A 14,652-nucleotide genomic window follows, 5' to 3' on the forward strand; every position below is an offset into this window, starting at 1 on the left:
ATGACAGCGACGCGCCACTTCCTTCTCGCCGCCGGCGGGACGGGAGGCCATATGCTGCCCGCCTACGCCCTCGCCGGCGAGCTGATCGCGCGCGGCCACCGCGTCGCGCTGGTCAGCGACGACCGCGGGCTGAAGATCCCCGGCGCGCCCGCCGAGATGGAAACGCATGTGCTTCCCGCCGGCCGCGTCCACGGCGGCCCCGTCGGCTGGCTCAAGGCCGCGCTCGCGATCCGCAAGGGGCGCAGACAAGCGATCGACCTGATCCGCGAGTTCGACCCCGCGGTCGTCGTCGGCTTCGGCGGCTACCCCTCGCTCCCCAGCCTGCTCGCCGCGGGTGCGACGAAGCGGCCGCGCGTGCTCCACGAGCAGAATGCCGTGCTCGGGCGCGTCAACCGCATGATGGCGCCGCGCGTCGACGCGGTCGCGGTCGCCTATCATAATATCCAGCGCTATCCGGCGGGGCACGAGCTCAAGAAGCATATCACCGGCAATCCGGTGCGCGACGAGATCGTGGCGATCCGCGAGGACGGCTTCCCGCCGCTGCCCGAGGATGGCATCTTCCGCCTGCTCGTCGTCGGGGGCAGTCTGGGCGCGACGGTGCTTAGCGAAGTCGTTCCCGCCGCGATCGCGATGTTGCCGCGCGCGCTGCTCGACCGGCTCCAGGTCGTCCAGCAGTGCCGCGAAGACGACATCGAGGGCGTGCGCGCCAAATATGCCGAACTCGGCGTCGCCGCCGAATGCGCGCCTTATATCAGGGATTTCCCCGAACGGCTGCGCTGGGCGCATATGGTGATCGCGCGTGCCGGCGCTTCGACCGTCGCCGAGCTTGCCTGCGCCGGGCGCCCCGCGATCTTCGTCCCCTATCCGAGTGCGATGGACGATCATCAGACGTACAATGTCGTCGACCTTGTCGAAGCGGGCGGGGCGATCGCTTTTCAGCAGCCGGCCTTCACCCCTGCCGAGGTGGCGAAGCACATCCAGCGCATGGCGCTCGAACCCGGCGCGCTCGAGGAAGCAGCCGAGCGGGCGGCAAGCTGCGGCCTGCCGAACGCGACGCGCGACCTCGCCGACCTCGTCGAATCGCTCGTCGCGCCGCCGATGATGGACGTGATCCGCGTCGGCACGCCCTCGCGCAGCGCTGCCGTCGCGGGCGGCGTCGCCGCCACCCGCGCGGGAGAGCGCTGATGCGCGGCGTTGCGACCGACATCGGCACCATCCATTTCATCGGCATCGGCGGCATCGGTATGTCGGGCATCGCCGAGGTAATGCACAATCTCGGCTATCGGGTGCAGGGCAGCGACATCGCTGACAGCTACGTGGTGGAAGGGCTGCGCAAACGCGGGATCAAGGTCAGCATCGGCCACGAGGCCTCGAACATCGACGGCGTCGCCGTCGTCGTGACCTCGACCGCGGTCAAACGCGGCAATCCCGAGGTTGAGGCCGCGCTCGCGAACCGTATCCCGCTCGTCCGCCGCGCCGAAATGCTCGCCGAACTGATGCGGCTCAAATCGACCGTCGCGATCGCGGGCACCCACGGCAAGACGACGACGACCAGCCTCGTTGCGGCCTTGCTCGATGCGGGCGGGATCGACCCGACCGTGATCAACGGCGGCATCATCAACAATTACGGCTCGAACGCGCGCCTCGGCGATAGCGACTGGATGGTCGTCGAGGCCGACGAGAGCGATGGCAGCTTCCTCCGCCTCGACGGGACGATCGCGGTCGTCACCAACATCGATCCCGAACATCTCGATCATTATGGCAGTTTCGACGCGATCAAGGACGCCTTCGTCGAGTTTATCGAGAATGTGCCCTTTTACGGCGCGGCGATGCTGTGCCTCGACCATCCCGAGGTGCAGGCGATCATCCCGCGCATCCGCGACCGCCGCATCATCACCTATGGCTTCTCGGCGCAGGCCGACGTGCGCGGCACCAATGTGACGCCGGGGCCCGACGGCAACCGCTTCGATGTCGTCGTGCGCGACCGCGACGGGAACAGCCGCACGATCGAAGGCATCCATTTGCCGATGTCGGGGCGCCATAATGTGCAGAATTCGCTCGCGGCCATTGCCGTCGCCCTGCACATGGGGGTCAGCGACGACAAGATTGTATCGGGCTTCAACGGCTTTGCCGGGGTCAAGCGCCGCTTCACCAAGGTTGGCGAGATCGCGGTCGAAGGCGGCGTCGTCACGGTGATCGACGATTATGCGCACCACCCGGTTGAAATCCGCGCCGTGCTGTCGGCCGCACGCGAAGGCGCGGGCGCGGGGCGCGTCGTCGGCGTCGTCCAGCCGCATCGCTTCACGCGGCTCCGCGATCATATGGACGATTTCCAGCAGGCGTTTAACGACGCCGACATGGTGCTTGCGCTCCCCGTCTATGCCGCAGGCGAAAGCCCGATCGACGGCGTGTCGTCCGATACGCTCACCGCAGGGCTGCGCGACCGCGGCCACCGTCATGCACAAGTCGTCGCCGACGCGACCGCGCTCGCCGCGAACCTCGCCGCGAGCATCCGGGCGGGCGAACTCGGCGCAGGCGACATGGTCATCTGCCTCGGCGCGGGAGACATCACCAAGATGGCGGCAGGTCTGGCGAGCGCGGTGGAGAGCGCGAAGTGATCCTGCTTTCGCCCGACATCAGGCTCTTCCCTCCGTTCGTGTCGAGCGAAGTCGAGACACGCCAGCACAGCGCCAGACGCATCTCGACTTCGCTTGATGCGAACGCGAAGGGGAATATGGCGTGAGCGTTGCCACCCTCCCGACCGTTCGCGGCAAACTCACGCCCAACGCTTCGCTCGCGCCGCTCGTCTGGTTCAAGTCGGGCGGCCCCGCCGACTGGCTGTTCGAACCGAAGGACGCCGACGACCTTGCCGATTTCCTGCGCGATCTCGATCCTGCCGTGCCGGTGATGGCGCTCGGGCTCGGGTCGAACCTCATCGTCCGCGACGGCGGCTTCCCCGGCGTTGTCGTCCGGCTCGGCAAGGCCTTTGCAAAGGTCGAGGCGATCGATGCGACGACGCTGCGCTGCGGCGGGGGTGCGTCGGGCATCCTTGTTTCCTCGACCGCGCGCGACGCGGGCATTGGGGGCATGGAATTTCTCCGCTCGATCCCCGGCACCGTCGGCGGGTTCGTGCGCATGAACGGCGGCGCCTATGGCGGTGAGGTCAAGGATATCCTCATCGACGCCGACGTCGTGCTCCGCTCGGGCGAACGCCGGACGCTGCCGCTCGCCGATTTGGGCTACACCTATCGCCACAGCGAATTGCCGGAAGGCGCGGTGGTGATCGGCGCGACCTTCCGCGGCCGTGTCGGCGAACCCGCCGCGATCCAGGCCGAAATGGACCGCATCTCGGCAAGCCGCGAAGCCTCGCAGCCCTTGCGTTCGAAAACCGGGGGCTCGACCTTCAAGAACCCCAACGGGCATAAGGCGTGGCAGCTCGTCGACGAGGCCGGGTGCCGCGGCTTTGCGGTCGGCGGCGCGCAGGTCAGCGAGAAGCACACCAATTTCCTCATCAACACGGGTGAAGCGACGAGCGCCGACATCGAGGCGCTCGGTGAAGAGGTCCGCCGCCGCGTGAAGGCCAAGAGCGGCATCGAATTGCAATGGGAGATTCAGCGCGTGGGGAAGGCCAAGTGAGCCGGGGTCCGTGGCATGTCGCCGTCCTGATGGGGGGCTGGTCGGCCGAGCGCGAAGTGTCGCTGATGAGCGGCAATGGCGTTGCCGACGCGCTGGAATCGCGCGGACACAAGGTCACGCGCATCGACATGGACCGCGACGTTGCGTTGCGGCTCGCCGAGGCGAAGCCCGACGTCGTGTTCAACGCGCTCCACGGCGTCCCGGGGGAGGACGGGACGGTGCAGGGCATGCTCGACCTGATGGGCCTTAAATATACGCACAGCGGGCTCGTCACCTCGGTGATCGCGATCGACAAGGAATTGACGAAACAGGCGCTCGTGCCGCATGGTATTCCCATGCCGACGGGGACGATGGTCGACAGCGAAAGCCTCTTTTCAGTCGACCCCTTGCCGCGCCCCTATGTCCTGAAGCCCGTCAACGAAGGCTCGTCGGTCGGGATTGCAATCGTCAAGGACGACAGCAATTACGGCAACCCGATCGCGCGCGATGCGATGGGCCCCTGGCAGACGTTCGACCGCCTGCTCGCCGAACCCTTCATAAAGGGACGCGAATTGACTGTTGCCGTGCTTGCCGACACGCCGCTCGCGGTCACCGAATTACGCGTGAAGTCGGGCTTCTACGACTATGACGCCAAATATACTCCGGGCCTGACCGAGCATATCTGCCCCGCCGACGTCCCCGCCGACGTCGCGCAGCGGATGAAGGACCTCGCGCTTCAGGCGCACCGCCTCCTCGGCTGCAAGGGCGCGTCGCGTTCCGATTTCCGCTGGGACGACGAACATGGCCTCGCGGGCATCTTCCTGCTCGAGGTCAACACCCAGCCCGGCATGACGCCGCTCAGCCTCGTGCCCGAACAGGCGCGCGCCGTCGGCGTCGATTATGCCGAACTCGTCGAACGCATCGTGGGGGAAGCGCTCATATGAGCAAGACACAGATCAAGCGCGGGAAATCGCCGCCAAGGCGCCCCGCGCGCGCGCCGAAAAAGCGGCGCAAGATCCAGCAGTCGCGGCTCAACGTGATCATCAACGCGCTGCCGATCAGCCCGCAGCGGCTGCAGCAGGTCGCCAACTGGACGATCGGGCTCAGCCTCTGCGCCGTCGCCGCGATCGCCGCGCACGCGACCGGGGTAACCGCCAAGATCCACGAGGAATATGCCCAGGCCGTCGGCCGCGCTGGCTTTCAGGTCAAAAAGGTCGAGGTCGTCGGCGCCGACCGCATCGACCGGCTCAAGGTTTATGACATCGCGCTCGCGCAGAAGGATCGCTCGATGGCCGCGGTCGATCTCGAGGACGTCCGCGCGGACCTGATGAAATATGGCTGGATCAAGGATGCGCGCGTGTCGAGACGCCTGCCCGACACGCTCGTCGTCGACATCGTCGAACGCACCCCGGCGGCGATCTGGCAGCACTCGGGCCGTCTGTCGTTGATCGACGACAAGGGCGTCGTGCTCGAGCCCGTCACCGTCGCGACGATGCCCGACCTGCCGCTAGTCATCGGCCCGCGCGCCAACCAGCGGTCACAGGATCTCGCCCGCCTGCTCGCCGAGGCGAGCAGCCTCAAGGAATTGCTCGCAGGCGCGACCTGGGTCGGCAACCGCCGCTGGGATCTCCGCTTCCGTAGCGGCGAGACGCTGTCGCTGCCCGAAGGCGAGGCCGAGGCGAAGGCCGCGCTCGCCAAATTCGCGCATATGGATGGCGCCAACCGCTTGCTCGGCCGCGGTATTCTTCGCTTCGACATGCGCGACCCCGCGCGTTTCGTGCTCCGTTTGCCGCACGAGGGACAGGTGGCGCCCGCCAAGCTCGACGACATGCGCGCCGCGGTCGACGCCGTCGCCGACGCGGCGGCGGAGAAGGGCTGAGCCATGGCGCCGCCGCGCATCGAAAAGATCATCACCGCGCTTGATGTCGGGTCATGGAAGGTCTGCGCGCTGATCGCGGGCCAGACCGCCGACGGCAAGCTCCACGTGCTCGGCACCGGCCAGCGCGAGAGCCGCGGCGTCCAGCGCGGCTATGTCGCCGACATGGAACAGACCGAGCATGTCGTGCGCGAGGCGATCGAACAGGCCGAGCGCATCGCGGGGCTCAATATCGACGACGTCTGGGTCAGCTTCTCGGCGGGCAGCCTCTTGAGCGACGTCGCGCCGATCGAAAGCGAACTCGGCGGCCACCGCATCGAGCAGGAGGACGTCGACGACCTGCTCGCCGCGGGCCGTGCGGGCATCGATCCCGAAGGCCGCATGATCCTCCATGCCCAGCCCGCGCTCTACACGCTCGACGGGCTCAACGGGGTCAAGAACCCGATCGGCCTTCACGCCGACCGCCTCGGCGTCGATATCCACATCATCATGGCCGACGGCGCGCCGGTGCGGAACCTCGAAGCGGCGGTGCGGCAGGCGCATCTCGACGTCAACGCGGTGGTCGCCTCGCCGATCGCCGCGGGGCTCGCCTGCCTGTCGGAGGAGGAACGCGATCTGGGTGTCGCGCTCGTCGAGCTCGGCGCCGCGGTCACCACCGTTTCGCTCTACGCCGGCGGCATGCTCGTCGAAATGGCGTCGCTGCCCTTCGGCGCGAGCGATATCACCGACGATATCGCTTCGGCCTTCGGCATCCGGCGCAGCCAGGCGCAGCGGCTCCAGAGTTTCTACGGTTCGGCCTCGGCCAGCCCGCGCGACAATAATGAGATCATCGAACTCGAACCCGGCGCGCCCTCGGGCGGCGATTCCCCGCGCATCACGCGCGCGCAGCTTGTCGCGGTGATCCGCCAGCGGCTCGACGCGATGATGGGCGAGATCGGCCGGACCTTGAAGGACCTCCATTTCGTCGGGCCGATCGGGCGCCAGGTCGTGCTCGTCGGCGGCGGCGCCGACCTCAAGGGCATCGCCGACTATACGCAGGCCGCGCTCGGCCGCGCCGCGCGCGTCGGGCGACCGCGCGGCTTGCACGGCCTGCCCGATGCGCATGGCGGCCCGGCTTTCGCGACGCTCGCGGGTCTGGTTCTCTATGCCGCATCGGACCCCGTCGACCTTCGCGACCTGCCGATGATGGCGCAGGATGTTTACAAGCCGGCGGGGACCTCGATCCTCCACCGGCTGATGGCCGCGTTGAAAAGCAGTTTTTAGCGATCGAATGGTCGAAAAGGTTAATTTTTTGGGTGATTCCGACGTCACAATAGTGCAATGCGGTAACAGTTATCCGGGCGGCAGGACCACCGCCCGACGGGTCGCAAGGTGCAGGGAAGCGGCATCGGTTCGCCGCTGCAGGGAGATTATTTGATGAGCATCAATATTGGCCCGCCGCAGGTCGACGAGCTGAAGCCGCGTATCGCGGTGATCGGCGTCGGCGGCGCGGGCGGCAATGCCATCGCAAACATGATCGCGGCGCGCGTCGAGGGCGTCGATTTCGTCGTCGCGAACACCGACGCGCAGGCGCTCAACGCCTCGCCGGCCGAACGGCGCATTCAGCTGGGGACGCAGATCACCCAGGGACTGGGCGCGGGTTCGCGGCCCGAGGTGGGCCGCGCGGCGGCAGAGGAAAGCATCACGCAGGTCGAAGAGGCGCTCAACGGCGCGCATATGTGCTTCGTCGCGGCGGGCATGGGCGGCGGCACCGGCACCGGCGCGGCGCCCGTCATCGCGAAAGCGGCGCGCGACCGCGGCATCCTGACCGTCGGCGTCGTGACCAAGCCCTTCATGTTCGAAGGCTCGCGGCGGATGCGCTCGGCCGACGCCGGCATCGCTGAGCTGCAAGAGCATGTCGACACGCTCATCGTCATTCCCAACCAGAATCTCTTCCTCGTCGCCAACCCGAACACGACCTTCAAGGAAGCGTTCACCATGGCCGACGAAGTGCTGCAGCAGGGCGTGCGCGGCATCACCGACCTGATGGTCATGCCCGGCCTCATCAACCTCGACTTCGCCGACGTGCGCAGCGTGATGCGCGAAATGGGCAAGGCGATGATGGGCACCGGCGAAGCCGAAGGCGACGGCCGCGCATTGGAAGCGGCCCAGAAAGCCATCGCCAACCCGCTGCTCGACGGCGTGTCGATGGCGGGCGCCAAGGGGGTCATCATCTCGATCACCGGCGGCGAGGACATGCGCCTGATGGAAGTCGACGAGGCGGCGAACCATATTCGCGAACTGGTCGACCCCGACGCCAACATCATCTGGGGCAGCGCTTTCAACGACAGCCTCGACGGCAAGATCCGCGTCTCGGTCGTCGCGACCGGCATCGACGGCACGGGCGAAGCGGCGCAGGCCGCCCCCGCGACGCGCAGCTTCTCCTTCGCTCCTGCGCGTACTGCGGCGCCGGCACCGGTAGCCGAAGAGGTCGTCGAGCCGGCGGTGCAGGAAGAACCCGTCGCCGAAGCGCCGGTCCAGCAGGACAACGACCCGGCACCGGGCTTCTCGCTCGGCGATGCCCCCGAACCCGAGGCTCCGGCCCCGGCGGAGGAAGAGCCGATGGAATTGTCGCAGGTCGCCGCGACCTATGACGATACCGCCGACGAACTGGTGCTCGACGCGCCCGAACCCGCGGCGAGCGACTATCGGTCGGCGCCCTCGGCGGAAGCTCCGGCCGAAGCACCGGCGCGTGCGGTCGGCGGCGGCACCTTGTTCGAACGCATGTCGCGGCTCTCGCGCGGGGCATCGACCCCCGACGCCGAAGAGGGCGGCAAGGATGACGGGGTCGATATTCCGCGTTTTCTGGGACGGCAGAACAACCAGTAACGGGGCTATCGAGCGGCCGCCCGCCGGGCACGGCAGGCCGGAAATCGGGATGAGTTGCCCATGCGGCAGGTGAAATGGACGGCGAAGCCGGCGCGCGCGCGCAACCTTGTTCGCGCGCTCGGCGCGCTGTTGCTTGGAACCGCGACGCTCGCCCCCGCTCGCGCGCAGGTGACGCCGCCCGACCCCGCGACGAAGGCGGCGATGGAAAAGCGCACCGCCGCGCGTAGCTTGCTGTCGTCGTCGCTCGCCCGTATCGCGGCGAACAACAGCGACACGGCGGCGCTGTTCGATGCGGGGCGCGCGTCGATCGACCTCGAGGATTATCGCGCCGCACTCGGTTTCCTAGTCCGCGCCGAACAGGCGCGCCCGCGCGACGGCACGATCAAGGCGGCGCTCGGGTCGGCGATGGTCCATATGGAAAATCCCACGCGCGCGCTCGACTATTTCGGCGAGGCGCAGCTGATGGGTGCGCCCGAACGGCTGTTCCTCGCCGACCGCGGCCTCGCGCGCGACCTCCTCGGGCAACAGGATGCAGCGCAGCGCGACTATCAGCTCGCGCTGTCGATCGCGCCCAACGACGAACTGACGCGGCGCTATGCGCTGTCGCTCGGGATCAGCGGCGACGCCGATCGCGGAATAGCCATGCTGACTCCGCAACTCCGCGCGCAGGATCGCGGCGCGTGGCGGCTGCGCGCGATGATCCTCGCGATGAACGGCCGCGACAAGGAAGCGACCGAAATCGTCAACGCGACGATGCCGCCCGCGATGGCGCAGAATATCACCCCCTATCTGCTCCAGATGGACCGGCTCAATCCCGCGCAGCAGGCCGCGGCGGCGCATTTCGGCCGCTTCCCCAGCCAGCCCGGCGCAAAACGCGGACCCGTGCAGGTCGCGGCAGCGACGCCGCCGTCGCAGCCTCCCGCCGCGCGCCGCAAGCGTCCCGGGGCAAGCGATAGCGGACGTCCGGTTTCGTCGACGACTCCCGCGCCCGCGGCCGTGACGCGGAAGCCGGACACCACAGCGGTCGCCGCCCGCCCCGCTGCAACTGCGGGCGCGCAGCCTGCACCCGCCCCGGCAGGGGATAGGGCGCCGGCATTGCGTTCCCCGTTCCGGGAAACCATTCGCCCGCTGTCCGAAGCGTCGGCGCCGGTGGCGGATGCGCCCGCCGGGGTCCCCGCTGCGGCAACGCCGGCCCCGGCCGGAAGAACCGGCGATGCCGACAAGGGATCAATTGGCCCCGGCTTTTCGATCGCCGATGTCGGGCGCCCGGCGGCGTCGGCCCCGGCCGCCGCGACGGCAACGCCTGCACCTCCGGCAGCGGCCTCGCTCGCGTCGCTTGCCGAGATCGTCGGATCGATCGAGATTCCCGCCGAAGAGCTGAACCGGCCCGCCGGCGCGGTCGGCGCCGACACGCTTGCCATGCTGCTCGAAGACAAGCGCAGGGCCGAAGCGGCCGAAGCGGCGAAGCGCGAAAAGGAAGAGGCGGCCGCCAAGGCGAAGGCGGAGGCGGATGCCAAGGCAAAGGAAGAAGCCGCAAAGAAAAAGGCGAACCCCGCGCGCATCTGGGTCCAGATCGCGACCGGTTCGAACCTCAAGGCGCTCGGCTTCGACTATAACCGCTTCGCCAAGCGCAACGCGGCGCTGTTCAAGGGCAAATCGGGAGCGACCGCCGAATGGGGCCAGACGCGTCGCCTGCTCGTCGGGCCCTTCCCTAACCGTAAGTCGGCCCAGGACTGGCTCGGCGACTATAAAAAGGCCGAAGGCGACGGCTTCCTCTTCGACAGCGAGGCGGGCGAAATCGTAGAGCCGCTCAAGTGAGTGTCGCGGCCTGCGCCAGCAGACCGGAAAAAAGCCGGGGACGTCGCCATGTGGAGTCGGGCCGCGTCGTGCGCGGCCCGCGCGATGATTTTCAGCGCGACCGCGACCGCATTATTCACTCGATCGCCTTTCGCCGCCTGCGTCACAAGACGCAGGTGTTCGTCGCCCCGGACGGCGATCATTATCGCGTCCGCCTGACCCACAGTATCGAGGTTGCGCAAATCGGCCGCGGTATCGCGCGCGCGCTCGGGCTCAACGAGGATCTTACCGAAGCTTTGTGCTTGGCGCATGACATCGGTCATCCGCCTTTCGGTCACGCGGGCGAGGACGCGCTGAAGGCCGCGATGGCGGCGCACGGTGGCTTCGACCATAATGGCCACACGCTGCGCACGCTGGCGCGCCTCGAATGCCCTTATCCGCGCTTCGACGGGCTCAACCTGACGTGGGAGACATTGGAGGGGCTCGCCAAACATAATGGGCCGGTGACGAACCCCGGCTGGGCGCTTGCCGAAATCGATCGCGATTTCGGGCTCGGTCTTGCCAGCTACGCCAGCCTCGAGGCGCAGGTCGCGGCGATCGCCGACGACATCGCCTATGACAATCACGACATCGACGACGGCCTGCGCGCCGGCCTGCTCGACCTCGACCAGCTGATGGAACAGCCCTTCGTCGCCGCCAATTATCGCGCGGTCGAGGGGCGCTTCCCTGGCGCACCGCGCGACCGGCTGCTGCGCGAACTCGTCCGCGATCAGATCGGCGTGATGGTCAACGACGTGATCGCCGCGACTGCCGCCAACGTCGCCGACGCCGGTGTCGCGAGCGCCGACGAGGTCCGCGCCGCGGGACGCACGCTCGGCGGCTTTTCGCCCGAACTCGCGGCTGCGGAACGCGAGCTTAAACGCTTCATGTACGCGAACCTCTATCACCACCCCGAACAGCTCGCCGCCGCCGAGGCAGCGAACCGGGTCGTCGCCGACCTCTTCGCCGTCTATGCCGCCGATCCCGCGCTGATGGGTGCCGACTGGGCGGCGCGGCTCCCCGGCGAAACCTGCGCGACAAACCGGCATATCGGTGATTATATTGCGGGCATGACCGACCGTTTCGCTATCGATCGCTACGCCGATATCTTCGGCCGCGACGCCGTGCCCGCCGCGCTGGCGCATGCCTGAGGCGCTGATCGTCGGCGCGACCGGCATGGTCGGCCGCGCGGTGATCGCCCGTTTCGGATCCGTACCTGTTACCGCGCTCGTCCGCCGCGAGGTCGAAGGGCTCGCACCGCATCACAAGCAATTGGTCGCGCCGTCCGAAGGCTGGAGCGATATCATCGCCGCCGAACGGCCCGCCGTCCTCATCTCCTGCCTCGGCACCACGATCCGGCAGGCGGGATCGCAGGCGGCGTTCCGCGCGGTCGATCACGACCTCGTGCTTGCCGCCGCGCGCGGAGCGAGGGCGAGCGGCACGCCGCGCATGATCGCGGTCAGCTCGGTCGGCGCCGCGGCGAAGAGCGCCAATTTCTACCTCCGCACCAAGGGCGAGACCGAGGATGATCTCGGCGCGATAGGCTTCGACCGCCTCGACCTGATCCGCCCGGGACTGCTCCGCGGCGACCGGCCTGGGCCGCAGCGCCTCGCCGAAGGGCTTGCGACGATCGCCGCGCCGTTCACCGACGCGCTGCTCCACGGCCGCTTCCGCCGCTACCGTTCGATTTCGGGCGACAGCGTCGCCGCCGCGATCGTCGCGCTGGCCGGACAAAGTGCTTCGGGCGTGTATATCCACGAAAACGACGCGATCCGCGCGCTCGCCGATTGACTCCGCCGGGGCGCAGCGCCAAGGCTCGCGGCGTCTGTCGGTCCTGACAAGGGATTCGACCGGCCGCGCGGGAGAGCGCGGGGGCAACCCCGCCACCGAAGGAGCAACCGCCCCGGAAACTCTCAGGTCAAGCGGACCGCGCAGGCTGGAACGGACACTCTGGAAAGCGTTCCGGCCGTTATCGCCGGAACCACCGAAGGGGTAACTCCATGATATCGTGGAGGAAAACTCTCAGGTTCCCGTGACAGAGGGGGCATGGCACAGGGCGGCACCCGGCCGCGTCTTGCCGTGTCAACGACGGGAGTGCGATATGCGCGAAGATGAAGAAATTCCGATCGAAACGGCCACCCTGCCGCTCGATGCCTGGCACCGCGCGAAGGGCGGCCGCATGGTCGAATTCGCCGGCTATTGGATGCCGATCCAATATGAAGGCATCATGGCCGAACATCTCTGGACGCGCGAGAATGCGGGCCTCTTCGACGTCAGCCATATGGGGCAGCTGCAGCTTTCGGGCGACGGCGTCGCCGAAGCGCTCGAAACGCTCGTCCCGGGCGATATTTCGGCGCTGAAGCCCGGCCGGATGCGCTATTCGCTGTTGCTCGACGAAGACGGCGGCATCCTCGACGACCTGATGATCACCAACGAAGGCGACCGGTACGGCATCGTCGTCAACGGCGCGGTCAAATGGGAAGACATCGGCCACCTGCGCGAAAATCTCCCCGATGATATCACCCTCAACCACAATGAGGATTACGGCCTGCTCGCGCTGCAGGGACCGAAGGCGGTCGATGCGCTCGCGCGGCTGGTGCCCGAAGCCGCGACGCTCGTCTTCATGCAGGCGGACCGCGCGACCTGGCAGGGCCATGCGATCGGCCTAAGCCGCTCGGGCTACACTGGCGAGGACGGCTTCGAAATCTCGCTCCCGAACGAAGCGCTGACCGACTTCGCCGACGCGCTCTGCGCGATGGAAGAGGTCAAGCCGATCGGCCTCGGCGCCCGCGACTCGCTGCGGCTCGAAGCGGGTCTGCCGCTTTACGGGCATGACCTAAGCCCGGAGATCGACCCCGCCGAAGCCGACCTCGGCTTCGCGGTCAGCAAGCGCCGCCGCGAGGAGGGGAATTTTCCCGGTGCCGCGCGTATCCTCGGGCATCTCGAGGACGGCCCGCCCCGCAAGCGCGTTGGGCTGACCGTCGATGGGAAATTGCCGGTGCGGGAGGGCGCCAAGCTGTTCGACGGCGAGGATGAAATCGGCATCGTGACCTCGGGCGGTTTTGCGCCCAGCGTCGGTGCGCCGATCGCCATGGGCTATGTCCCCCGCGACCACGCGGTGCCGGGCACCGCGATCGCCGCCGAAGTGCGCGGCAAGCTGGTCCATTGCACCGTCACCGCCATGCCATTCATTCCGCACCGCTATGTGCGCAAACAGGGAGCCTGATCGATGCCGCGTTATTACACCGAAGAACATGAATGGATCGACGTCGACGGCGACGTCGCGACGGTCGGCATCACCGACTTTGCGCAGGGCCAGCTCGGCGATATCGTCTTCGTCGAGGTTCCCGACACCGGCGCCGAACTGACCGCCGGCGGCGACGCCGCGGTGGTCGAATCGGTGAAGGCCGCCAGCGACGTCTATGCCCCCGTCGACGGCACCGTGACCGAGGGCAATGGACAGCTTGAGGAAGATCCGGCGCTGGTCAATTCGGACCCCGAAGGCGAAGGCTGGTTCTTTCGCATGACGCTGTCGGACAAGGGCCAGCTCGATGGCCTGATGGACGCGAAGGCATACAAGGCCTTCTGCGACGCCCTGTAACCGATCGCCCCTCCCGCGGGCGGGAGGGGGAGGGATGCGATGACCGACGCCGCGCCAGCCAATTGCCGCCTGATGGTGGCGACGCCGATCTATGACGGCGCGCAGGGCCCCTATGTCCGCGCGGCGCTGGGTCTCGCGTTGGCGGCGCAGGCGGGGGCCGTGCCGGTGCGGTTCGAGTTCATCCTCCACGAAGCCCAGATCCACCGCGCACGCAGCCTGCTCGCCGACCTGTTCGTGCGGAGCGATTGCAGCCATCTGCTCTTCGTCGACGCGGACATCGACTTCGCCGCCGCCGATATTTTTTCGATGATCGAGGCGATGGCGTCGCGGCCTGACTGCGCGATCCTGGGAGCCGCGGTGCCGCGCCGTACGGTCAATTGGCCGCAGGTTGCGCGCGCCGTGGAGCGCGGGCTGGCAAAGGACAATGCCGCCGACCTTGCGCAATATGCGGGCGATTTCGCGCTGAGCTTCCTGCACGCCGATCAACGCTTCGCGTTGACCGACCTCGTCGAGCTGTCGCAGCTCGGCACCGGGCTGATGCTGATCCGCCGCGACGTCGTCGAAACGCTCTGCGCGCGGCACCCCGAACTCGCTTTCCGCACCGATGCACGCGACCGGCAGGGAACGGGGGTGGGCGAAAGCGTCCACGCACTCTTCCTGCCCGAGATCGACCGCGGCAGCGGCCTGATGCTGTCCGAAGACTATGCCTTCTGCCGCCGCGCGCGCGACGCGGGTTTTCGCATCTGGCTCGCGCCCTGGGTTCGCACGACGCACAGCGGCCCCGCCACCTTTCGCGGATCGCTGGCCGATCTCGCACCGCTTTTTGCTTCTTCTTCCGTATCCTGACCGGAGTATT

General features: G+C 67.9%; 13 protein-coding genes and 2 riboswitches. All 13 genes read left to right on the forward strand.

The features are described 5' to 3' along the window. The 13 genes from murG to E5675_RS06635 all read left to right on the forward strand — a co-directional run bounded on the left by murG (window position 1) and on the right by E5675_RS06635 (window position 14,642). Window positions 1-1,185 carry an undecaprenyldiphospho-muramoylpentapeptide beta-N-acetylglucosaminyltransferase gene (murG, locus tag E5675_RS06575; protein WP_136173811.1) on the forward strand — a complete coding sequence of 395 codons (1,185 nt, stop codon included), beginning with the start codon at window positions 1-3 and terminating at the stop codon, window positions 1,183-1,185. After that, entirely contained in the window at window positions 1,185-2,618 is a 1,434-nt protein-coding gene (gene murC, locus E5675_RS06580) for a UDP-N-acetylmuramate--L-alanine ligase (RefSeq protein ID WP_136173812.1), read from the forward strand. Before murG ends, murC begins: the two co-directional genes overlap by 1 nt. A 121-nt stretch (window positions 2,619-2,739) precedes the next feature. Then, entirely contained in the window at window positions 2,740-3,636 is an 897-nt protein-coding gene (gene murB, locus E5675_RS06585; RefSeq protein ID WP_136173813.1) for a UDP-N-acetylmuramate dehydrogenase, read from the forward strand. Then, a complete protein-coding gene (locus tag E5675_RS06590; protein ID WP_136173814.1) occupies window positions 3,633-4,559 on the forward strand; it encodes a D-alanine--D-alanine ligase in 927 nt (308 codons plus the stop codon). The genes murB and E5675_RS06590 overlap by 4 nt, the downstream gene beginning before the upstream one ends. Then, window positions 4,556-5,494, forward strand: coding sequence for a cell division protein FtsQ/DivIB (locus E5675_RS06595; RefSeq protein ID WP_136173815.1), 939 nt, complete (start codon window positions 4,556-4,558; stop codon window positions 5,492-5,494). The genes E5675_RS06590 and E5675_RS06595 overlap by 4 nt, the downstream gene beginning before the upstream one ends. A gap of 3 nt (window positions 5,495-5,497) precedes the next feature. Continuing rightward, entirely contained in the window at window positions 5,498-6,754 is a 1,257-nt protein-coding gene (gene ftsA / locus E5675_RS06600; protein WP_136173816.1) for a cell division protein FtsA, read from the forward strand. Between the two features lie 153 nt (window positions 6,755-6,907). Continuing rightward, complete coding sequence (ftsZ, locus tag E5675_RS06605; protein WP_136173817.1) at window positions 6,908-8,359, forward strand: cell division protein FtsZ; 1,452 nt, start codon at window positions 6,908-6,910, stop codon at window positions 8,357-8,359. Between the two features lie 60 nt (window positions 8,360-8,419). After that, on the forward strand, window positions 8,420-10,177 hold the full coding sequence (locus tag E5675_RS06610; RefSeq protein ID WP_136173818.1) for an SPOR domain-containing protein: 1,758 nt from the start codon (window positions 8,420-8,422) through the stop codon (window positions 10,175-10,177). Further along, on the forward strand, window positions 10,174-11,346 hold the full coding sequence (locus E5675_RS06615) for a deoxyguanosinetriphosphate triphosphohydrolase (protein WP_136173819.1): 1,173 nt from the start codon (window positions 10,174-10,176) through the stop codon (window positions 11,344-11,346). The genes E5675_RS06610 and E5675_RS06615 overlap by 4 nt, the downstream gene beginning before the upstream one ends. Beyond that, a complete protein-coding gene (locus tag E5675_RS06620) occupies window positions 11,339-11,986 on the forward strand; it encodes an NAD-dependent epimerase/dehydratase family protein (RefSeq protein WP_136173820.1) in 648 nt (215 codons plus the stop codon). Before E5675_RS06615 ends, E5675_RS06620 begins: the two co-directional genes overlap by 8 nt. 58 nt (window positions 11,987-12,044) lie before the next feature. Next, window positions 12,045-12,135, forward strand: a riboswitch (glycine riboswitch). Next, window positions 12,136-12,244: riboswitch (glycine riboswitch) on the forward strand. 52 nt (window positions 12,245-12,296) lie between these two features. Beyond that, a complete protein-coding gene (gene gcvT, locus E5675_RS06625) occupies window positions 12,297-13,421 on the forward strand; it encodes a glycine cleavage system aminomethyltransferase GcvT (RefSeq protein ID WP_136173821.1) in 1,125 nt (374 codons plus the stop codon). A gap of 3 nt (window positions 13,422-13,424) precedes the next feature. After that, a complete protein-coding gene (gene gcvH / locus E5675_RS06630) occupies window positions 13,425-13,796 on the forward strand; it encodes a glycine cleavage system protein GcvH (protein WP_037554592.1) in 372 nt (123 codons plus the stop codon). Between the two features lie 39 nt (window positions 13,797-13,835). After that, window positions 13,836-14,642 (forward strand): hypothetical protein, encoded by an 807-nt coding sequence (locus E5675_RS06635; RefSeq protein WP_136173822.1) that lies wholly within the window; start codon window positions 13,836-13,838, stop codon window positions 14,640-14,642. The last annotated feature ends 10 nt before the right edge of the window (window positions 14,643-14,652 follow it).

This window comes from Sphingopyxis sp. PAMC25046, from assembly GCF_004795895.1.
Lineage (GTDB): Bacteria > Pseudomonadota > Alphaproteobacteria > Sphingomonadales > Sphingomonadaceae > Sphingopyxis.